This window comes from Klebsiella sp. Sb-30, assembly GCF_057652795.1.
Genome location: NZ_CM172749.1, coordinates 90,050 through 110,597, shown reverse-complemented (window position 1 = coordinate 110,597; position 20,548 = coordinate 90,050). Strand labels below are relative to the sequence as shown.

16 protein-coding genes, 1 tRNA gene and 1 pseudogene are annotated in these 20,548 nt (G+C 53.3%); 10 read left to right on the top strand and 8 right to left on the bottom strand.

Translation table 11 applies throughout. From position 1 onward, the window contains the following. Positions 1–54 precede the first annotated feature (54 nt). The 3 genes from AC236I_RS00515 to zapB all read right to left on the bottom strand — a co-directional run bounded on the left by AC236I_RS00515 (position 55) and on the right by zapB (position 2,297). Positions 55–810 carry a CDP-diacylglycerol diphosphatase gene (locus AC236I_RS00515; protein ID WP_004868986.1) on the bottom strand — a complete coding sequence of 252 codons (756 nt, stop codon included), beginning with the start codon at positions 808–810 and terminating at the stop codon, positions 55–57. A 91-nt stretch (positions 811–901) separates the two neighbouring features. After that, a complete protein-coding gene (locus AC236I_RS00510) occupies positions 902–1,891 on the bottom strand; it encodes a sulfate ABC transporter substrate-binding protein (protein ID WP_004868989.1) in 990 nt (329 codons plus the stop codon). Between the two features lie 160 nt (positions 1,892–2,051). Then, positions 2,052–2,297 (bottom strand): septal ring assembly protein ZapB, encoded by a 246-nt coding sequence (gene zapB / locus AC236I_RS00505; RefSeq protein WP_086815662.1) that lies wholly within the window; start codon positions 2,295–2,297, stop codon positions 2,052–2,054. A gap of 557 nt (positions 2,298–2,854) precedes the next feature. On the opposite strand from zapB, the gene AC236I_RS00500 reads away from it, so the two are divergent. After that, the gene (locus AC236I_RS00500) at positions 2,855–3,700 is read left to right on the top strand and encodes an MIP/aquaporin family protein (RefSeq protein WP_004868993.1); all 846 of its coding nucleotides are present in this window, start codon (positions 2,855–2,857) and stop codon (positions 3,698–3,700) included. Between the two features lie 21 nt (positions 3,701–3,721). Beyond that, entirely contained in the window at positions 3,722–5,227 is a 1,506-nt protein-coding gene (gene glpK / locus AC236I_RS00495) for a glycerol kinase GlpK (protein ID WP_004868997.1), read from the top strand. A 186-nt stretch (positions 5,228–5,413) separates the two neighbouring features. Here glpK and gltS read toward each other — a convergent pair whose 3' ends face one another. After that, the gene (gene gltS, locus AC236I_RS00490; RefSeq protein ID WP_004868999.1) at positions 5,414–6,616 is read right to left on the bottom strand and encodes a sodium/glutamate symporter; all 1,203 of its coding nucleotides are present in this window, start codon (positions 6,614–6,616) and stop codon (positions 5,414–5,416) included. A gap of 286 nt (positions 6,617–6,902) precedes the next feature. Between gltS and AC236I_RS00485 the strand changes: the two genes are divergently transcribed. The 4 genes from AC236I_RS00485 to AC236I_RS00470 all read left to right on the top strand — a co-directional run bounded on the left by AC236I_RS00485 (position 6,903) and on the right by AC236I_RS00470 (position 13,342). Beyond that, the gene (locus tag AC236I_RS00485) at positions 6,903–8,294 is read left to right on the top strand and encodes a nucleobase:cation symporter-2 family protein (RefSeq protein WP_004869002.1); all 1,392 of its coding nucleotides are present in this window, start codon (positions 6,903–6,905) and stop codon (positions 8,292–8,294) included. Positions 8,295–8,446: 152 nt separating this feature from the next. Further along, on the top strand, positions 8,447–10,162 hold the full coding sequence (locus AC236I_RS00480) for an AsmA family protein (protein WP_104895421.1): 1,716 nt from the start codon (positions 8,447–8,449) through the stop codon (positions 10,160–10,162). A 227-nt stretch (positions 10,163–10,389) separates the two neighbouring features. After that, positions 10,390–11,949 carry a PTS transporter subunit EIIC gene (locus AC236I_RS00475; RefSeq protein ID WP_015585509.1) on the top strand — a complete coding sequence of 520 codons (1,560 nt, stop codon included), beginning with the start codon at positions 10,390–10,392 and terminating at the stop codon, positions 11,947–11,949. 13 nt (positions 11,950–11,962) lie between these two features. Further along, a complete protein-coding gene (locus AC236I_RS00470; protein WP_004869008.1) occupies positions 11,963–13,342 on the top strand; it encodes a family 4 glycosyl hydrolase in 1,380 nt (459 codons plus the stop codon). 92 nt (positions 13,343–13,434) lie between these two features. On the opposite strand, the gene AC236I_RS00465 is transcribed toward AC236I_RS00470, so the two are convergent. Further along, positions 13,435–14,172, bottom strand: coding sequence for a MurR/RpiR family transcriptional regulator (locus AC236I_RS00465; protein WP_004869009.1), 738 nt, complete (start codon positions 14,170–14,172; stop codon positions 13,435–13,437). A 337-nt stretch (positions 14,173–14,509) separates the two neighbouring features. Between AC236I_RS00465 and AC236I_RS00460 the strand changes: the two genes are divergently transcribed. Both AC236I_RS00460 and AC236I_RS00455 read left to right on the top strand, forming a co-directional pair. Beyond that, positions 14,510–14,604 (top strand) — tRNA-Sec (locus tag AC236I_RS00460). A 24-nt stretch (positions 14,605–14,628) separates the two neighbouring features. Then, positions 14,629–14,946: pseudogene (locus AC236I_RS00455) on the top strand (tyrosine-type recombinase/integrase); the annotation flags it as partial. Between the two features lie 142 nt (positions 14,947–15,088). On the opposite strand, the gene AC236I_RS00450 reads toward AC236I_RS00455, so the two are convergent. From AC236I_RS00450 to AC236I_RS00440, 3 genes are all read right to left on the bottom strand, one after another. Next, positions 15,089–15,262: a hypothetical protein gene (locus AC236I_RS00450; RefSeq protein ID WP_180984129.1), complete on the bottom strand. Its 174-nt coding sequence runs from the start codon at positions 15,260–15,262 to the stop codon at positions 15,089–15,091. 2 nt (positions 15,263–15,264) lie between these two features. Next, the gene (locus AC236I_RS00445; RefSeq protein ID WP_237183808.1) at positions 15,265–16,782 is read right to left on the bottom strand and encodes an anti-phage dCTP deaminase; all 1,518 of its coding nucleotides are present in this window, start codon (positions 16,780–16,782) and stop codon (positions 15,265–15,267) included. Positions 16,783–17,272: 490 nt separating this feature from the next. Next, positions 17,273–18,469 carry a porin family protein gene (locus tag AC236I_RS00440; protein ID WP_100663173.1) on the bottom strand — a complete coding sequence of 399 codons (1,197 nt, stop codon included), beginning with the start codon at positions 18,467–18,469 and terminating at the stop codon, positions 17,273–17,275. A 569-nt stretch (positions 18,470–19,038) separates the two neighbouring features. Between AC236I_RS00440 and AC236I_RS00435 the strand changes: the two genes are divergently transcribed. After that, complete coding sequence (locus tag AC236I_RS00435) at positions 19,039–20,046, top strand: zinc-binding alcohol dehydrogenase family protein (protein ID WP_445129851.1); 1,008 nt, start codon at positions 19,039–19,041, stop codon at positions 20,044–20,046. 1 nt (position 20,047) lies between these two features. Then, the gene (locus AC236I_RS00430) at positions 20,048–20,347 is read left to right on the top strand and encodes a putative quinol monooxygenase (RefSeq protein ID WP_004869015.1); all 300 of its coding nucleotides are present in this window, start codon (positions 20,048–20,050) and stop codon (positions 20,345–20,347) included. Positions 20,348–20,548: the final 201 nt, after the last annotated feature.

Sequence of the window (20,548 nt, the reverse complement as noted above, 5' to 3'; positions counted from 1 at the left end):
ACCTATCAAAAAATAGCCAGCCATGCAGGAACCTGCATGGCTCAGCAATAAAGGTTATTTCAGAATCAAGCAGCGATGGTCCTGGATCTCTTCAGCAGAGGCGCGATTCAGGGTCAGCAGGTTGCGCTCGGTTGCCAGCAGCACCAGCGAGCCATCGCTCTGCTTCGCCATCGCCAGCGCAAAGCGCCCCATATGTTCACGCGCCTCCGGTACCTCTTCCGCCAGCATCAGAAACGGGCTACGCTGCGCCAGCTCGGACTCAGTGACTCGCCGCGCGAGATATTCATGGCCGAGCAAACCACCGGGAAGCGGCAGCCATCGGCTGCTGATAGCGGCGGCATCGTTATCCAGCCGGGCGCGCACATCTTCGCGTAAGCAGGAGATATGAATATGGAAATGGTTTTGCGTGCGTCCGCTGCGGGAGTTAATGGCTAATGATACGGCGTTATCCGGTACCGCTGAACCGCGGCGTTCGCTCATGATGTCGCGCCCCTGCCATGCCTGCCAGAAGAAGTTCGGCGTTAACGGGTCGAGCAGCAGCGGGCTCTCGGTACCGTTAATTCGATAGGTCGGCATCAGCAGATACTGCAAGGGCCCGTTGCGATCTTTAAACAGCACGTAGCCGCCCTGCAGATTGACGTCGGCACACGGCGAGGGAGTTTGGTGCTGCTGTTGATTAGGAACGCATTGCTGCAAAACAATCTGTCGCAGCGCGTCAGGGTTACCGGAATGCAGCCAGTACCAGCCGCCGGCCGCCGCTGCCAGTACAAGCACCAGCAGCAGCCATAAAAGGTATCGTACTCTTCTCATCATCTTTTCCTGTCCAGCCAGAAACGGAAGAGTAGCGTAGTTTGATGACTAAATAAAAACGCCCGGTTATTTAACCGGGCGTTCGGAACGATTAACGCTGACTGATTTGGTCGAAAGTACCGCCGTTTGAGAAGTGCTCTTTCTGCGCCTTCGTCCAGCCACCAAACTCCTGGTCGATGGTGAACAGCTTCAGTTTCGGGAACTCATCGGCATATTTCTTCGCGACTGCCGGGTCACGTGGGCGGTAGAAGTTCTTCGCCGCAATCTCCTGGCCTTCCGGCGAGTAGAGATACTTCAGGTAAGCTTCAGCTACCTGGCGGGTGCCTTTTTTATCGACCACTTTATCAACCACGGAGACGGTCGGTTCAGCAAGAATCGATTCGCTCGGAGTCACAATTTCAAACTTATCTTTGCCCAGCTCGTTGGCCGCCAGCAGCGCTTCGTTCTCCCACGCAATCAGCACATCGCCGATCCCGCGTTCAACAAAGGTATTGGTCGAACCGCGCGCGCCGGAGTCCAGCACTTCGACGTTTTTATACAGCGCCTTCACAAACTCCTGGGCTTTTGCCTGGTCGCCGTGATTCTGGTGCAGGGCATAGCCCCAGGCGGCCAGGTAGTTCCAGCGTGCGCCGCCGGAGCTTTTCGGGTTTGGCGTAATCACCGACACACCCGGTTTAATCAGGTCGTTCCAGTCATGAATCTGTTTTGGGTTGCCTTTACGTACAAGGAACACGATGGTGGAGGTATACGGCGCGGAGTTATCCGGCAGACGTTTCAGCCAGTTTTTATCGATACGGCCGCGTTCCGCGATCGCATCAACATCGTAGGCCAGCGCCAGCGTCACGACATCAGCTTCGATACCGTTGATCACCGACGTCGCCTGTTTGCCGGAGCCGCCATGCGACTGACGAATCACCACATTGTCGCCGGTTTCTTGTTTCCAGTGCGCGCTGAATGCCTTGTTGTACTGTTCGTACAGCTCGCGCGTTGGATCATAAGATACGTTTAATAACTGAATGTCTTTGGCCAGAACGCTGGCGGATGCCAGCAACAGAGTTAACCCAACGCCCCACTTGTTCATCGCACCGCTCTCTTTATGTCGTGTTGTGATGAGTTAAGCGTGCCAGAAAGCGAAACAATGATTAAAGAATAAAAAAAGATTGGCTATAACTTGCGAGTATATGTAAACCGGAGGGGAATGCTTACCCTCTCCAGGAGAGGAGAGGGTGAGGGCGAGAGGGTTACACTTCTTCCATGCGACCCAGCAGCGCCTGCAGACGATCCTGCCAGCCCTGCAGCTGTTCTCTCAGCTGACCGTTTTCACGCTCCAGCTCTTCACGACCGTGCTGTGCGCCCTGAACTTCCTGCGCCAGCGTGTTGTTCTTCTCTTTCAGCTCTTCGATTTCCATCTGCAACAGAGTGATGGTATCAATCGCCTGCTGTACTTTTGATTCTAATTTCTCAAACACTTCTAATGACATCGTCATACCTCTCCTGAACTTGCAAGGCGTTGATAGAGTACTATCCCGTACACGTCGTCCTTCAAGCTGCTTCTGCGTTAGCGGGTTCTTCCCGAACACTTACCGAAGTAAGCGGCGAGGATTCATTCGCTTGCCGTTTTGACACATCCCGAATGATGTTGTGTACCTACGCGGTGACGCCTTAACGAAAATAAGCGCACTACAGTGGTCATGCAGTCGATTGTATGAATCCCCGCCTTCCCTGTCCAGCGACAACCCGCGCAGATTGCGGTTTGCAACACTTTTCAGTCTTTACCTGGCGCATTCGGCGCGTTTCTGTGGAAGTTATCCGGCAATTGTTAATCAATGGGTTAACAAAATCCGCCGGAAATGCGGGGCAAATGTGTCACAACACGCGTTCATGGCGCGAAAACGCTCATTTTCTTGACGCAGCACACACATTTATATTTCGATATTTCTCGTTTTTGTTCGTTAACGATAAATTAACACTATGCCTACAAGGCAGCGTGGTCGTCTACGACCTTCATACATACAATAATCACCACTTCGCTTCAGGATTCGATATGAGCCAAACATCAACATTAAAAGGCCAGTGCATCGCAGAGTTCCTAGGTACCGGGTTGTTGATCTTTTTCGGCGTTGGGTGCGTCGCGGCGCTCAAAGTTGCGGGAGCCAGCTTCGGTCAGTGGGAAATCAGCATCATCTGGGGTCTGGGGGTGGCCATGGCTATCTACCTGACTGCGGGCGTATCCGGTGCACACCTTAACCCGGCGGTCACTATCGCATTGTGGCTGTTTGCCTGCTTCGACGGGCGTAAAGTTGTTCCTTTTATCATTTCTCAATTCGCAGGCGCCTTTTGCGCAGCGGCGTTAGTTTACGGGCTTTACTACAATCTTTTCTTCGATTTCGAACACAGCCACAATATGGTGCGCGGCAGCGTCGAAAGTCTTGAGCTGGCCGGTATTTTCTCCACTTACCCGAACCCACATATCAATTTTGTGCAGGCTTTCGCGGTAGAAATGGTGATTACCGCTATCCTGATGGGCGTTATCCTGGCACTGACTGATGACGGTAATGGGATTCCGCGTGGCCCGCTGGCGCCGCTCCTGATCGGCCTGTTAATTGCGGTTATCGGCGCATCTATGGGACCGCTGACCGGATTTGCCATGAACCCGGCTCGCGACCTTGGACCAAAAACGTTCGCCTGGCTTGCCGGCTGGGGTGACGTCGCCTTCACCGGCGGTAAAGATATTCCTTATTTCCTGGTGCCGCTGTGCGCACCGGTGGTGGGCGCCGCGCTGGGCGCGTTCAGCTATCGTAAGTTGATCGGCCGCCATCTGCCTTGCGACACCTGTGTCGAGGAAGAGAAAGAAAGCACCTCGACTACGCAACACAACGCTTCGCTGTAATCTGACTACGGGACTCATACTATGACCGACAAAAAATATATCGTTGCGCTCGACCAGGGCACCACCAGCTCCCGGGCCGTTGTGATGGATCACGATGCCAATATCGTCAGCGTTTCTCAGCGAGAATTTGAACAAATTTATCCGCATCCAGGCTGGGTTGAGCATGACCCGATGGAGATCTGGGCGTCGCAAAGCTCCACGCTGGTTGAAGTGCTGGCAAAAGCCGATATTAGCTCCGACGAGATCGCCGCAATCGGGATCACCAACCAACGTGAAACCGCCATTGTGTGGGAGCGGGAAACCGGTAAACCGATCTATAACGCTATCGTCTGGCAGTGCCGTCGTACCGCAGAGATCTGTGAACAGCTCAAACGTGACGGCATGGAAGAGTACATTCGCAAGGCCACCGGCCTGGTGGTTGACCCGTACTTCTCCGGTACCAAAGTAAAATGGATTCTCGATCACGTGGAAGGCGCCCGCGAGCGGGCAAAACGCGGCGAACTGCTGTTCGGAACCGTGGATACCTGGCTGGTATGGAAAATGACCCAGGGCCGCGTCCACGTGACCGACTACACCAACGCCTCGCGTACCATGTTGTTCAACATCCACGAGCTGGACTGGGACGACAAAATGCTGGAGGCGCTGGATATTCCGCGCGCGATGCTGCCGGAAGTGCGCAAGTCTTCCGAGGTATACGGTCAAACCAACATCGGTGGTAAAGGCGGCACGCGTATTCCTATCGCCGGTATCGCCGGTGACCAGCAGGCGGCGCTGTTTGGCCAGCTGTGCGTCAAAGAAGGGATGGCAAAAAACACCTACGGCACCGGCTGCTTTATGCTGATGAATACCGGGGAAAAAGCGGTAACCTCAACGCATGGCCTGCTGACCACTATCGGCTGCGGCCCACGTGGGGAAGTGAACTATGCGCTGGAAGGCGCAGTATTCATGGCCGGCGCCTCGATTCAGTGGCTGCGCGATGAAATGAAGCTGATCAACGACGCCTTCGATTCCGAATATTTTGCCACTAAAGTGAAAGATACCAACGGCGTGTATGTGGTTCCGGCCTTTACCGGTCTCGGTGCGCCTTACTGGGACCCGTATGCGCGCGGCGCCATCTTTGGCCTGACCCGCGGGGTGAACGCCAACCATATTATTCGCGCCACGCTGGAGTCTATTGCCTATCAGACACGCGATGTACTGGAAGCTATGCAGGCAGATTCAGGGATTCGTCTGCACGCCCTGCGCGTCGACGGCGGTGCCGTGGCCAACAACTTCCTGATGCAGTTCCAGTCCGATATTCTCGGCACCCGCGTAGAACGTCCGGAAGTGCGTGAAGTGACGGCGCTGGGCGCCGCTTACCTCGCAGGTCTGGCCGTTGGCTTCTGGCAAAATCTGGATGAGCTGCAGGAGAAAGCGGTGATTGAGCGCGAGTTCCGCCCGGGTATCGAAACTACCGAGCGTAACTACCGCTACAACGGCTGGAAAAAAGCGGTGAAACGCGCGCTGGCGTGGGAAGAACACGAGTAACCGCGACCACAGGACTGCCCGGTGGCGCAACGTTGACCGGGCGACAGACCTTTATCCGGCAATCCCCAATGGATTTCGGGTCACTGGAAGGCGACAAGTGCATGCATCCCCGGTCACATAGATAACGATGTGACCGGGGCAAGCAAACGCAGTCAACGCACCTGTGGCCTGAAAGACGGCGGGGATTCAGCCGAATATCGGCAACAGCAGATACAGCTTAATCACCAGCGCATTCACGATATCAATAAAGAACGCGCCGACCATCGGCACCACCAGAAACGCCATATGAGACGGGCCAAAGCGGTCGGTGATGGCCTGCATATTGGCAATCGCCGTCGGCGTCGCCCCGAGACCAAAACCACAGTGCCCGGCAGCCAGTACCGCGGCATCATAGTTTTTCCCCATCATGCGATAGGTTACGAAGATGGCATACAGCGCCATCGCCACCGTCTGGACCGCGAGGATCGCCAGCATCGGCAGCGCCAGCGAAGCCAGCTCCCACAGCTTCAGGCTCATCAGAGCCATGGCGAGGAACAGCGACAGGCTAACGTTGCCCAGCACCGATACCGCACGCTCAAACACGCGATAGAAACCTAACAGCGCCAGACCGTTGCTGAGGATCACCCCGATAAACAGTACGCAGACAAAAGTGGGCAGTTCAAAGACGGTGCCCGTCAGCAGTTGCGCAACCACCCTCCCTACCGTCAGGCAGATGGCGATTAAGGCGATGCTCTCAATCAGCACCAGCGAGGTGATCATGCGGCCCATATCCGGTTTTTCGAAGGCGGTTGGCGCCAGCTGATCATCCGGCGTTCCGTCCGGTGAAGAAGAGTGTTTAACCAGATAGCGCGCCACCGGGCCGCCAATCAACCCACCCAGCACCAGACCAAAGGTGGCGCACGCCATTGCGACTTCGGTGGCGTTGGCAAAGCCGTAGCGTTCAACAAACAGCTTACTCCACGCGGCGCCGGTGCCATGGCCGCCAGACAGGGTAATGGAGCCAGCCAGCAGCCCCATCAGCGGGTCCAGTCCTAACAGCTTCGCCATCCCGATGCCGAGGGCGTTTTGCAGCAGCAGCAGTCCCACCACCACAATCAGGAAGGTACCCACCACTTTGCCGCCGGCCCGCAGGCTGGAGAGATTTGCGTTCAGACCGATGGTCGCAAAGAACGCCATCATCAGCGGGTCTTTCAGACTCATATCAAAGTCGATTTCCCAACCCATGCTTTTTTTCAGCACCAGCAGCGCCAGCGCCACCAGCAGGCCGCCCGCAACGGGTTCAGGGATGGTGTATTTTTTCAGGAAGGGGACATTCTGCACGAGTTGTCTGCCCAACAGCAGCACCAATGTTGCGGCAACGAGCGTCGATAAGGTATCGAGATGAAACATAAAAAGAGCTCCTTAAAGGCGCATGATCCATTCACACGCGTCGGTATTCCCGGTGTCGATTACTTCTCATCTTGAGGAATCGGACGGGGATTTTAAGCAGAACCGCGCAAAAAATGACAGGAAAAGATATTTTGTTTTGATATTGATGCGATCAAGCATACAAAATGTTAATTAATGTCCCCCCCCGGTTAGTTGTATAAATATTTCTCAGCAAACGCTGGCAAACGTTTGCTTTTGTACTACAGTCCGATAAAATTCCCGCTTTGCCACCTTGGGATTGTTTGTGATGTCCGTTAACACCGCCGAGTCAGAAGCTGCGCAACCGGTTGCGCATAAAACAACCAGCGAATTAATCTACCGCCTCGAAGACCGCCCGCCGCTGCCGCAAACCCTGTTCGCCGCCTTTCAGCATCTGCTGGCGATGTTTGTCGCGGTCATCACGCCGGCGCTGTTAATCTGTCAGGCGCTGGGCCTTCCGGCTCAGGACACTCAGCACATCATCAGTATGTCGCTGTTCGCCTCCGGTGTGGCATCCATCATTCAGATTAAAGCCTGGGGACCGGTCGGTTCCGGGCTGCTCTCGATTCAGGGCACCAGCTTTAACTTCGTCGCCCCGCTTATTATGGGCGGTACCGCGCTGAAAACCGGTGGCGCCGACGTGCCGACGATGATGGCCGCGCTGTTCGGCACCCTGATGCTGGCAAGCTGCACGGAAATGGTCATCTCGCGCGTCCTGCACCTGGCCCGACGGGTTATTACCCCGCTGGTCTCCGGGGTCGTGGTGATGATTATCGGCCTGTCGCTGATTCAGGTCGGGCTGACCTCCATTGGCGGTGGCTACTCGGCCATGGCCGACCATACCTTCGGCGCGCCGAAAAACCTGCTGCTGGCGGGTATCGTTCTGGCGCTAATCATTATTCTTAACCGCCAGCGCAACCCGTATCTGCGTATCGCGTCGCTGGTGATCGCCATGGCGGCAGGTTATCTGGCGGCCTGGCTGCTCGATATGCTGCCGGCCAACAGCGCACCGGCGAACGACAGTCTGATTACCGTGCCCACCCCGCTCTATTACGGTCTGGGCATCGACTGGAGCCTGCTGCTGCCGCTGATGCTGGTCTTTATGATCACCTCGCTGGAAACCATCGGCGATATCACCGCCACGTCTGACGTGTCGGAACAGCCGGTCTCCGGTCCGCTGTATATGAAGCGCCTGAAAGGCGGCGTGCTGGCTAACGGCCTGAACTCCTTTGTCTCCGCCGTCTTTAATACCTTCCCGAACTCCTGCTTCGGCCAGAATAACGGCGTGATTCAGTTGACCGGTGTCGCCAGCCGCTATGTCGGCTTCGTGGTGGCGCTGATGCTGATCGTGCTGGGCCTGTTCCCGGCGGTCAGCGGCTTTGTCCAGCATATTCCGGAACCGGTGCTCGGCGGCGCAACGCTGGTAATGTTCGGTACTATCGCCGCATCCGGGGTACGTATCGTCTCCCGCGAACCGCTGAACCGCCGTGCGATTCTGATTATCGCCCTGTCGCTGGCTGTGGGCCTCGGCGTCTCCCAGCAGCCGCTGATCCTGCAGTTTGCCCCCGACTGGCTGAAGAACCTGCTCTCCTCAGGGATTGCCGCCGGCGGTATTACGGCGATTGTGCTGAATCTGGTCTTCCCGCCAGAGAAAAGCTGATTCTCCCCCGCTCCCCGGTCGCGCGCGGCCGGGGCAGCCTGAAGCCTGACCCTCCTGGCCCCTCACATCATCTGATTACACAATTCCTGTCTTGAGGATTGCGCATAATTCGGGCATAACAGCCTTATGTGCCTCGCTCAGGATGTAAGACCATGAAATTTCCTGGAAAGTTGATTCTCTGGCTGCTGACCGCCCTGCTGGTCGTCATCGTTGCCGCCTGGTTCCTGCTACAGACCCACTGGGGCTCGCGTCAGGCCAGCGCCTGGCTGAGCGAGGGCACCGGCTGGCAGGTCTCCTTCGACGCGATGGATCACAGTTTCTCTTCACCTCTCCACCTGCAACTGCAAAATGTCACTTTCGGGCGCGACGGCAAACCGCCGACGCTGGTCGCTAAAACGGTGGATATTGGCTTCAGTACCCGCCAGTTCAGCGATCCGCTGCACGCCGACGAGATTGTGCTGAGCGACGGGACGTTAAATCTCTCGCCGTCCTCCGCTTCTTTACCCTTTGCCGCCGATCGTCTGCAGTTGCGCAATATGGCGTTTAACAGCCCGGAAACCGGCTGGGACCTGAGCGCGCAGCGGGTAACCGGCGGCGTCAGCCCGTGGGCGCCGGAAGCAGGCAACGTACTGGGGAAAAAAGCGCAGATTCAGATGAGCGCAGGCTCGCTGACCCTGAACGGCGTGGATGCCAGTAACGTGCTGATCCAGGGAAGCCTTGATAATGGTGAAGTGACGTTATCCACGCTGGGCGCCGATATTGCCCGCGGAACGCTCACCGGCAACGCCAAACGCAGCGCCGACGGCAGCTGGCGGGTTGATAATCTGCAGCTCAACGAAATTCGCCTGCAGAGCGATAAATCGCTGACAGAATTCTTTACCCCGCTGACCAGCGTCCCTTCACTGCAAATTGGCCGCCTCGACGTGACCGACGCCCGTTTGCAGGGGCCGGACTGGGCGGTGACGGATCTCGACCTTAATCTGCGCAACCTGACCCTGAGCCAGGGCGGATGGCAAAGCGATGACGGCACGCTGTCGATGAACGCCAGCGAATTTATTACCGGATCGCTGCATCTGCTTGATCCCATCGCCAATGCCGAATTTTCCCCACAGGGCATCGCGCTGCGCCAGTTCACCTCACGTTGGGAAGGCGGAATGGTACGGACTTCTGGCAACTGGCTGCGCGCGGGTAACGCGCTGGTGTTGGATGACACCGCCTTTGCCGGACTGGAATATACCCTGCCGGAAAACTGGAAACAGCTGTGGATGGAGTCGCTGCCCACGTGGCTGGAAAGCCTGACGCTGAAGAAATTCAGCGCCAGCCGCAACCTGGTTATCGATATCGACCCCACGTTCCCGTGGCAGATCACCGCCCTTGACGGTTACGGCGGCGAGCTGCAGCTGGTGAAGGATCGACGCTGGGGCGTATGGAGCGGCAGCGCAACGCTGAACGCCGCCGCCGCCACGTTTAATCGCGTTGACGTCCGGCGCCCGTCGCTCAAGCTCAGCGCCAACGCCTCAACGGTCAACATTACCGAGCTTAGCGCCTTTACCGAGCGCGGTATTCTGCAGGCCACCGCCGCGGTGTCGCAGCTTCCCCAGCGCCAGGTCACGCTGAGCCTGAACGGCCGCGGCGTACCGCTGAACATTCTGCAGGCCTGGGGCTGGCCCGCCCTGCCGGTTTCCGGCGACGGTAATTTCCAGCTGACCGCCAGCGGCAGCGTGCAGGCCGATGCACCGCTGAAACCGACGGTTAACGGCCAGCTCAGCGCGGTGAATATGGAGAAACAGCAGGTTGCGCAAGTAATGCGCAACGGCCAGCTAAACAGCGAGCCGGCTCAGCCGATCGCTCCCCCGCCAGCACCGTAATCGCCCTCCGCCCTCTCTTCGCCGGAGAGAGGGCCTCGCTCTGCTCTTCGTCCATCGGCCCCTCAGGCACTCCTTTCTCTCTGCGAAACCTGTGTGCATTTTGCGGCTATCTGTACCTATTTCCCGCAACCTGTTTCTTTCAAAGATCGGAGTTGCTATAAACAAAATACTGGAAGTAGAGATAACAATTAAAAACCCTATGTAAATATAAAAATAAAGGAACGACTATGTCCGCAATACGTCAACGTATTCTGGAGAATATGCAAAAATTCTCCAGAGCAATGATCGGTGCAGTCTTGTTCTTGCCCGTCATTGGCCTGATTCTGGCACTCAGTTCTGTCTTAACCAACCCGACATTAATTTCTGAAACCAGTTTTTTACATCAGCTAGGACAATTACTCGGTGATACGTTCTGGCCGCTGTTTGGCAATCTTGGATTACTTTTTTGCGTCGGTATTAGTTATGGACTGGCGAAAGATAAAAAAACAGAAGTCGCACTGGTTTCAGTGATGTGTTTTATTATGTTTCTGGGCGCCAACCATTCGTGGCTGGAACATACCCACGGCATCGCCGAAAAAATTAATGGCGAATATTACGGCACCGGTCAGACGCAACTGCTCGGTTTTGTGGTCGTCGATATGGGGGTGTTCCTCGGCATTATCCTCGGCTGTACCATCGCCTGGGTGCATAACAAAGTTTCGAACATCGAACTACCCGGCGCGCTGTCAATGTACGGCGGCGCCAAGCTGACCCTGGTCGCCATGACTCCGGTGGTGATTTTCTATGCCATCGCCTTCACCTGGATCTGGCCGTTTATGACCCACGGTATTGGAGCGTTAACCGGATTTATGAAAAATGCCGGCGTGGCGGGGGTTTTCGTTTATGGCTTCTTTGAAAAATTCCTCATCCCCACCGGCCTGCACCATTTTGTCTGGTCACCGTTCCAGCTCACGCAAATCGGCGGTACGCTAAACGTTGACGGGCAGGTCGTTTCCGGTACCCAGGCGATTTTCCTCGCCTATATGCGCCACCCGGATCTGACCCCGGTCATGAACGATGCGCTACGTTTCTCGCAGCAGGGGATGACCACGATTTTCGGCCTCGCTGGCGCATCGCTGGCCTTTTATCACACGGCGAAACCGGAGAAAAAAATGATGGCTAAGGCGATTCTGCTGCCCGCCATTATTACCTCAATGCTCACCGGTATTACGGAGCCGATTGAGTTCACCTTCCTGTTCGTGTCGCCGCTGCTCTGGGTGATTCACGCCACCCTGACCGCCGCGTCACAAGCGGTTTGTGACATCTTTACCGTTCGGCCGTGGGGCGCATCCGGGCTTATCGAATTCCTGATTTACAACCTGCCGCTGCCGGTCTCATTAACGCGCTGGCCTGGGTATGTACTTATCGGTATCGGTCAGTTCGCCGTTTATTACGTTATTTTCCGCACCCTGGTGGTGAAGCTGAATTTAAAAACACCGGGCCGTGAAGACGACGATAACGTGAAGCTCTACAGCAAAGCAGATTATCGTAAAAAGGTCGGTAATCCGCAGTCGGTGACCGATGAGATTATTAGTGGCCTCGGCGGCAAAGAAAATATTATTTCGGTCGACAACTGTTTCACTCGCCTGCGCGTGGTAATTAAAAATATGGATTTGGTTGATGATCTCATATTGAAAAGCACCGGTGCTAATGGCGTTGTACGAAATCGTAATGAAGTTCAGGTTATTTATGGCGTCAAAGTGGGACAGGTTCGTTCCCGAGTTGATAGCTGGCTGGCAGAAAATTAATTGGGAGTGATGTATGAAATTAACCGTATTAGGCGGGGGCGGCGTTCGCTCTGCATTTCTGGCGAAATCTCTGGCTTATAATGCCCACCGCATAGGTTTAACGGAAGTCGTATTTCTGGACAGCTCGGAAGATAATCTGGCCCTGTTTGGTGAAATTGCCCGTTACGTGTTTAATACGATTCGTCCGGATATTGCGTTCAGTACGACCACCGATCCGGTCGCTGCGCTGAAAGGCACAAATTATGTGATTACCACCCTGCGGGTTGGCGGCGATGAGAGTCGTATTCGCGATGAGCGTATTGCGCTTGAGCATAATACCTTAGGCCAGGAGACTACCGGCGCGGGCGGCTTTGCCATGGCGATGCGTTCGATCCCGGCGATCCTCAACTACTGTCGCCTGATCGAAGAGCATGCCGCCGAGGATGCGATCCTGTTTAACTTTACCAACCCATCGGGGCTGGTCACCGAGGCGATCATCAAGTCCGGCTTTAAGCGCCGCGTGTACGGTATTTGCGATGCGCCGTCGGAGCTGATTCGCGAACTGCCCGAGATTCTCGGCTGCGACGAGCGCGATCTCAGCGTCGAGTGCTACGGGCTGAACCATTTTTCCTGGTTTACCCACATTACCGTGCGTGGGGAAGAGGTGACCGAACGCCTGATCGCCAACCCGGATTTATACCGTAAAACGGCGATGCAGTATTTCTCGCCGGAGCTGGTTCAGCTGTGTGATAAGCAATTACTCAACGAGTACCTCTATTATTACTATTATCGCGAAGTGGCGTTAAAAGCGATTCAGGACGCGGACGAAACACGCGGCGAGCAGATTGCCCGTATCAATCGCGATATGCGGGACGCGCTGCGCGGCATTGATGTGAAAGCCGATCCGCAGGCGGCGTTTTCTCTGTGGATGACGCACTACCTGCGCCGGGAAAATAGCTACATGCAGAACGAGTCACAGCAGGAGAAATTCCATACCCGCGAACCGTTAACCCTGCGCCAGTTTATCGAGGAGCCGGATACCGGCGGCTACGCCGGGGTAGCGCTGGATATTCTGGAGGCGGTCAACAGCCGCACCACCAAACGAATCGTGGTCTCTATGCCCAATAATGGCACTCTCGATTTCTTGCGTCCTGACGATGTGATTGAGATCAGCTGCGATCTGAGCAGAGACGGCTTAAAACCGGTGACGCCAGCGCACGTACCGACAGCGCAGAAGAACATGATTGCCAGCGTGAAAGAGTATGAGCGGCTGGCAGTGGCGGCCATTTTGCAGCGCGATAAATCCCTGGCGATACGCGCATTAATGGCGCACCCGCTGATCGGCTCTTTTTCGCTGGCCAAAGCCCTTGTCGAGGCCTATCTCGACGAGGCGCAGTTCGCCGACTGGCAATAGTCGGTAACGAAGAAAACCTGCACTTGCCCGGGAACATCGGCTCCCGGGCTTTCCCCGCTTTCTCTCAGCGGGGCGCCTGAATCAATGGCCAGTCATACCGGGGGAGTCAGCGTCTCTTTTCGCATTTCGATGAACCACATCTTCAGCAATCGTTCAAAACCTAATATGCAGTAGCCAAAAAACGGGTTGCTCCAGTAAATATCATCGTCGAACTTCTGCGGGTCATGAATAATAAATGCGGTATCCGCCGCCTGCGCCAACGGGCTTTGATAATCGCCGGTAAAGCAGACCAGATTAATCTCTTTCCCTTCCAGCGCCTTAACCCAGTTCAGAGCCGAGCTGCTGCGCCCGGATTTTGAGACGATCCAGATGGAGTCAAATTTGGCGGCGTTTTTTTGCTCGAGAATTTCATAATCCGGCCACAGCGCGAGGCTGGCGTTTACGCCGGTCACCAGAAACTTATTATAAATATATTGCGCAATCAGCTGCGAGAAGCCGCTGCCGTGAACCAGGATGCGGTGCTGCTGCAGGCTTTCCAGCAGCGGCGCCAGCCGCTCTGTCGGCTGAATACTCATGTAGTCGATGTCGTTGGTGACATCGAGTTTCGGCATGGTGATATTGAATTTAATAAAATAGACCAGCTCCAGCCAGCCGCTGAACTTCAGTTTCTTCGCCAGCCGCACCAGCGAGGAGGGGTTGCTATAGCAGCGCTCAGCGACGCTGCGGATGCCTTCCCGCACACACTGCTCAGGGTCATTCTGGATAAAACGCAGCACGGTCATTTCCGTTTTGCTCAGCTTGACGTCACGAAAGATATTTTCTAAGTCCATGGCGGGCTCCTCTCAGCGGCAGATTACGCTACCACCAAACGGCAAGAGTGTCTGTGGGGGAACTCACTGGCAGGAAAGGGCGAATAGCGACATGGCATGCATGCGCCCTGCTGGCTGAGACGTAAGGTGGCGGCTGCGTATCTCTCCAGCGTCGTTTTTTCCTGCCAGATCGCCCTCGCAGAAAAAATATAAAAGTGTAACCCGCGGATTTTACGAGGGTTTGTGTCAGACTGTTCTGTAAAGTCCAGTTTTAACAGTAAAAAAATGCGTTCAGGTATGTGGTAAATGCCTGAAAGTAGCTATAATGCGCCCCGCCTCCATGTAGCAATCGAGGCGCGGAAGATCGTCATCTCCGGTGAGGTGGCTGGACTTCAAATCCAGTTGGGGCCGCCAGCGGTCCCGGGCAGGTTCAACTCCTGTGATCTTCCGCCAATCTCTTCCATACCCATCCGAGAAAGTCTAAAAAACTCTTTCGAATCAGTAAACCGAGAGTGGCATTCAACTAAAGCCAATCGTTGGACAGTTGCTTACTATGTGGAAATCATCAAAACATTTGACCTGAGTGTTTTCCTTTTTATTGGTAAACGGCCTATAGGTGAGATTAAGCTACTAGAGTTGCTTGGGGTGCTACGATGCATTGAAAAATGTGGAGCGCTGGAAAAAACACGCAAAGTGTGTCAGAGCTGTGGTGAGGTGTTTCGCTACGCAATCATAACGAGTCGTGCTGAATATAAGCCTGCACCTGATTCGGCTATAGTGCTGGTCGTTCCTAGATAGAAATAGTATCCGTGGGATATATAACCATGCTCAGTATTTATAAAAAACAAGAACTATGATGCAATGGTATAGTGATCACTTAATCCCCTGAATATTAAGTGAGCACTGACCTTAAATAAAAAAACCAGTACAGGGATTTTTATTTCTTGTTACCCTTTAGCTTTTCTGTCATTGATTCTGAATTAGCTAGAGTCCTGAAAGATTTAGACGATATTTCATCGCCACCAAGTAAATTTCGCTTCCATTCAGGCCAATCATTCACACTCTTCTTGGTTTCAACTATATGTTTAATAAACTTATTTTCATTATTCATAATCAAACCCCTATAATGTTTGCGAATAAGTTAACAGAAATCTTTTCTCTTTCCAAGTAGGAAATCGGAAGAAGCGTACTTCTTAAGTTTGCATTTTCTTCATTCCACTCTAATACATCACCATTGTTGTCTTTTCTTTTTATTTTACTTCCACTCCCATTAACAAGAGAGAATAAATTAAAATAAACCCTAGGCCCAATACCGATAAAAGGCTCAAATAATACTTTTTCAGAGTCACTGCAATCACTACTTATAGACTCAGAATGGAATTCATAAGCTTTACTTTTGGGATAAGGCTCAATATAGACAACTCGTTTTATTCCTGCAGCAATTATGTGCTTTGCGCAGTTATGACAAGGAAAAGTAGTGCAGTAAATATTTGCATCCTGTGTGCTTGTTTGTGTTCTAGCACAAGCCAAAATAGCCTCCATTTCCGCATGCACGACTCGCCCATACTCAGTAATATCTTGAATCAGACTATCTTGAAGAACTTCCCTAACTTTACCTTGAGAATTTTTAGGTAGTTTTCCAAGTATATCTTCTATTATTTGTTTCTTTTGTTTAGCATTGGAATCATGTCCTCGAACATAATCTCTTCCATCTGGAAAATCTTCGTATGCACCTTTAGTATCATTAAACTCAGGCCAATATAACCCACCACCAAACTTCGGAACATCATTCGCTCCTGTAGACATTATTGCATAATTCTTTGCTAATACAGCACCCACTTGCCTTGACAAGTCAGCTGATCTCAAAGCTGATGAAAAGGCCATATACATAGCAAACTCATCAAAAGTAGGGGTTATAAATGGGTTTCCGAAAAGAAGATCAAAAGCCCTTTTAATATCGTTATTAATTTTATCATCGCGGCCATCCTGACTTAAAAAGAAGTCAGCCAAATGAAAACTATCTCGCGTATGCTGTCCATGCCCAGCCCCTTCATCCTCATCTCGTAAAATTAGCTTTCTTGCATCTCCCTCAGGAATGCCTTTATTTTTATGCAAATTATCAAATCTACGCTGCTCATCTGAAAACACACCAAAAAGTAAAAAACCGGCCCCATACACCTCCCTTAGTTTATGTACTTCTTCGGGGTGTTTTATCGAATTTATTATATATGCCACTCCTTTTATATTTGACGAGGAGTATTGCATGTCGCTCCTAATTTCATTTATTTTTGCTATAGCCCCAAGTGCTAATATATGATTGCAATCACTATCCTTTCTTAACCCATTCCCTTTAGTCATCAGATCATCTATTCTTTGATAATCTGACAAGTAATCACGCTCATCAGTTAATGGTACGATTACATCTTTTGAAATCCTTACTTCTGAACTTCTAAATCTATATAACGCGAGCCTCTCTTTTATTTTTATTGTGATGGACTCAAGATTTGTTCCTACTGAACTTACAAGACCAATAACCAATTCATCTAGTGGTCTTGTAGTCCTCTTTTCAGTCCCCCCTTCAAGGATAGTTGCGGAATCCTTTGGCAACTCTGATATCTTATTAATTTTCATTTTTGTTCCTCATTACTGAACCCAGGACCCAGAATTATTCTATAATTATTATTTCTTGATAAATCTACAATCTAATCATATTTTTGTTATGTATAGCGCATTTTTATTAAAACTGATAATAAGCTTTACTTTTAAGCAATTCTTTCTGTTCTCAACTTTTCAATCACGCCTCTTTGCAAGCGAAGATCGTTTCAACAATCAGCGCGCAATGCCATCCACGCCACTCCTGCCCGCTTCGAGGGTCGGTTTTCATGCAGGTGCATCGAGGGGCTCAGGCCGCACCGGGACGGGCCTGCGAAGGGAGTGACAGGACGGGAAAGCGCATGATTCACTCAAAAGCGTCAATAGTACGCTCCATCTTGCCTGACACCTGAAAACCTTCAGTTAGAACCATTAACATCAGTATTTTTCTACAGGCCAACCGGGTCAAAAGACAACTATCCGGAAAATCCGGATAGTTCGCCAGCAACCTGTACACCATATTCCCCTGTCAGAAGTAATAGCCAATATTGACGTTAGTGCGGAAATACCATTTGCCGCTGCCTTCGGATTCGGTACTGGTCCAGCCGGTGGAGTTCAGCGCGCCGCCCCACGGATTGACGTTCTTCGCCCAGCTGAGATCGACCCAGAACATCACCGGCAGCGCAAAGACCTGCACGCCGAGGGTGTTCATCTGCGAATCCTGCCAGCCGCTTTTGTCTTTCCACAGTACGCTGTAGTCATTGTAGAAGCGCAGCTTCGAGACGCTCCCCCACTTCACATCGACGTCGCGGGCAAGGTTGAGCGATGCGGTGGTAGCTTTAGCCGGGATCAGGTAGGCCGGCGTCAGGCCGTTGCCACCCATCAGAATCGTATCGTTGCTGACACCCGCCGGGTTCTTCGGATCGTACTGGTAGCGAATCAGCTGCGAGGTGAGCTGCCACGGCCCGTTATGCAGTATCCCGTGTACTCCCGCCGCCCAGAAGGTACCGTCGTCGTCAGTTTCACGGTTGTGCAGGCGCGCCAGCGCCAGCGAGCCGCCCAGTTCGTTGCTCCAGCCGCCGCCGTGGAAATCACGCGCGATACGCACGTTAACCTGATCGCGCTTTTCATTATGCTGCTGATGCTGGGTAGGGTAGATCGTGTTTTTCAGACGATCGTAATCGCCGACATCCGGCGCGTAGCGTAAATTCTCCGGCTCCATCCACGGAAAATAAGCCACATCCAGCGACCAGTTATTGTCGTGATATTGATAGTTGACGCCGCTGCCGGCGCTGACGCCAAAGCCTAAATAAAATGGTATGCCGTACGACCAGCCAAATTGCGGATAGGGCTCAAGGCCAAAAGGTTTCCCGGGGATACCGAGCGTAATATTGTTATTATCATTTAAACGATACCCCACATAGGCCCTGTCGACGGCATATTTACGGTGATCCTGGAACCAGAATCCGGCATCAAAGAAATAGTTATTATAAAAGCCGCTGCTGTCGATACGAAACGTATCAAAACGCAGATGCGGCGGGTTGCGATAATTACTGCCCTTCCAGTCTTCATAGCGATAATTGGCCCGCAGCGCACCGCCGAAATCCAGCCCGGCGAGATTGTCCGCACTGCGCCAGCCGATATGCGGAAACGGCTTGCCGTCGTCTGCTTGCACCATCCCGTTGACGCTGGCGGCCAGCAGCAGCGAAAGAGTTAATTTACGCATTGCACATCCCTCACTTTATATTTTATATAAGCGATAAAAGATCTCGCCGCTTAATATCGGCGTTTTTTATTTATTCTTTGTTTCAACAGTGAAACTCTCAATTAAATAGCAAGATGTTTATATTTTTGTTTCAAATATGAAACCCTGTTTATTATTTGATAGAGGGAAAATCGCACGCAGAGTGCCAGGAGTCAAGGCAGAAACCTTGAGCGATAGCGCAATATTATTATTCACTGCGCAAGATATTCATATTTGTGGTGCCGGCACAAAATATTCTCAAATATGAAACATAACTTGCGAAGTACAAACCACATTTCCCGGCGCGAGCATTTCGCGATATTCCTCCCGGGAGTCTCCTGGCTGGCGCCGTCCCAACGGCTAAGTCAGTGTATCCGCGCAGAGCAGGCTGACCGCGCCACGGTTAATCAGGAATGGCGAAAAATCTATCCCCAAACCGATTTTCAGCTTTTCAATATAACTCTTATCGCCCAGGCCCCGTTTTTCCCTTCCCATCAGGGGTCTACCATTAATGGATTCCCACAGAAATCCCATTTAAAACCGGAGAGTATATGAAAGCGATTGCCATTACCCGCGCCGCTACCGCAGGCAGTAACGTCCCATTTTTAAGCGCCATCGAGCTGCCGATTCCGGTTGCTGCAGGGCATGACCTGCTCATTGAAGTGAAGGCGATTTCCGTGAATCCGGTGGATACCAAAGTCCGCGCCGGATTTACCGGCGATACCCCGCGCGTGCTGGGCTGGGATGCGGTTGGCGTCGTAAAATCGGTTGGCGAGGCGGTCACGCTGTTCGCGCCGGGCGATGAAGTCTGGTATGCCGGTGCGCTGGGGCGCGCGGGAAGTAATAGCGAGTTTCAGCTCGTCGACGAACGGATCGTCGCCCTGAAGCCGCGCTCGCTGGATAACGCCTCTGCCGCCGCCCTGCCGCTGACCGCCATCACCGCATGGGAATTGTTGTTCGACCGTCTTGGCGTGCAGGAAGGCGGCAACGCCGGGGATGTGCTGCTGATTGTCGGCGCGGCGGGCGGCGTCGGCTCCATTCTCACGCAGCTGGCGCGCAAACTGACGCGTATGACGATCATCGGCACCGCTTCGCGCCCGGAAAGCCAAAAATGGGTACTTGATGCCGGAGCACACCATGTTATCGATCACAGCAAGCCGCTCAGCGAAGAACTGGCGCGGATTGGGGTAAACGCCGTGACGCACGTCGCCAGCCTCAACAGTACTGAACAACATTACGCGCAGCTGATTGCGGCCCTCGCCCCACAGGGCAAGCTGGCGTTGATTGACGATCCGGAAACCCTCGATGCCCGCCCGCTGAAGGCCAAAAGCATTTCGCTGCACTGGGAGTTTATGTTCACTCGTTCGATGTTTGAAACACCGGATATGCTGGCCCAGCATCAGCTGCTGACCCGGGTGGCGGCCCTGATTGACGATAAGACCATCAAAACGACCCTGGGCGAGCATTACGGTCCAATCAACGCCAGTAACCTGCAGAGAGCGCACACCCAGCTGGAAACCGGGCGCGCGGTCGGCAAAATCGTGCTGGAAGGGTTTTAAGATGACGAGCGACACGGTATCTGCCATTGCGGTTCTGAAAGCCAAACCGGGAAAAACGGCCGATCTGCGGCAGGCGCTGAAAGCGCTGTTACAGCCGACCCGTCAGGAAGCGGGTAATCTGGATTACGCCCTGTTTCAGCTGCGCGATGCGCCGGACACCTTCTACATGCGCGAGTCGTGGCGTGACCCGTCCGCGCTGGAGGCGCACATCGCCCTGCCGCACTTTCAGGCCTTTATCGCGCAAATGGACAGCCTGCTGGCTGAACCGCTGCGCCTGGATTATCTGACACCGGTTGAATAATCGCCTCAACGCTGCGGGTTCCCTGTCAGGCAGGGATCCCGCCTCTTTTACCCCCTTCCTTTTTTATCCCGTCTTTTTTACCCCGTCTCTTTTTCCCTTTTCTGTTTAACACTCTGAGCTAATCGCCCCACGCCCCGCGCTGGCCAGGCTACGCTTACCGTTGCCGCCAAAAAGCAGGTCATCCCCTCCGAATCATCCAGC

Bases quoted from the DNA above. Each gene is read 5' to 3' on its own strand.
- AC236I_RS00445 (WP_237183808.1), bottom strand. From the start codon at position 16,782: ATGAAAATTAATAAGATATCAGAGTTGCCAAAGGATTCCGCAACTATC.
- gltS (WP_004868999.1), bottom strand. From the start codon at position 6,616: ATGTTTCATCTCGATACCTTATCGACGCTCGTTGCCGCAACATTGGTG.
- AC236I_RS00465 (WP_004869009.1), bottom strand. From the start codon at position 14,172: ATGGACTTAGAAAATATCTTTCGTGACGTCAAGCTGAGCAAAACGGAA.
- AC236I_RS00470 (WP_004869008.1), top strand. From the start codon at position 11,963: ATGAAATTAACCGTATTAGGCGGGGGCGGCGTTCGCTCTGCATTTCTG.
- AC236I_RS00485 (WP_004869002.1), top strand. From the start codon at position 6,903: ATGTCCGTTAACACCGCCGAGTCAGAAGCTGCGCAACCGGTTGCGCAT.
- zapB (WP_086815662.1), bottom strand. From the start codon at position 2,297: ATGACGATGTCATTAGAAGTGTTTGAGAAATTAGAATCAAAAGTACAG.
- AC236I_RS00515 (WP_004868986.1), bottom strand. From the start codon at position 810: ATGAGAAGAGTACGATACCTTTTATGGCTGCTGCTGGTGCTTGTACTG.
- AC236I_RS00480 (WP_104895421.1), top strand. From the start codon at position 8,447: ATGAAATTTCCTGGAAAGTTGATTCTCTGGCTGCTGACCGCCCTGCTG.
- AC236I_RS00440 (WP_100663173.1), bottom strand. From the start codon at position 18,469: ATGCGTAAATTAACTCTTTCGCTGCTGCTGGCCGCCAGCGTCAACGGG.
- AC236I_RS00475 (WP_015585509.1), top strand. From the start codon at position 10,390: ATGTCCGCAATACGTCAACGTATTCTGGAGAATATGCAAAAATTCTCC.
- glpK (WP_004868997.1), top strand. From the start codon at position 3,722: ATGACCGACAAAAAATATATCGTTGCGCTCGACCAGGGCACCACCAGC.
- AC236I_RS00435 (WP_445129851.1), top strand. From the start codon at position 19,039: ATGAAAGCGATTGCCATTACCCGCGCCGCTACCGCAGGCAGTAACGTC.
- AC236I_RS00430 (WP_004869015.1), top strand. From the start codon at position 20,048: ATGACGAGCGACACGGTATCTGCCATTGCGGTTCTGAAAGCCAAACCG.
- AC236I_RS00450 (WP_180984129.1), bottom strand. From the start codon at position 15,262: ATGAATAATGAAAATAAGTTTATTAAACATATAGTTGAAACCAAGAAG.
- AC236I_RS00510 (WP_004868989.1), bottom strand. From the start codon at position 1,891: ATGAACAAGTGGGGCGTTGGGTTAACTCTGTTGCTGGCATCCGCCAGC.
- AC236I_RS00500 (WP_004868993.1), top strand. From the start codon at position 2,855: ATGAGCCAAACATCAACATTAAAAGGCCAGTGCATCGCAGAGTTCCTA.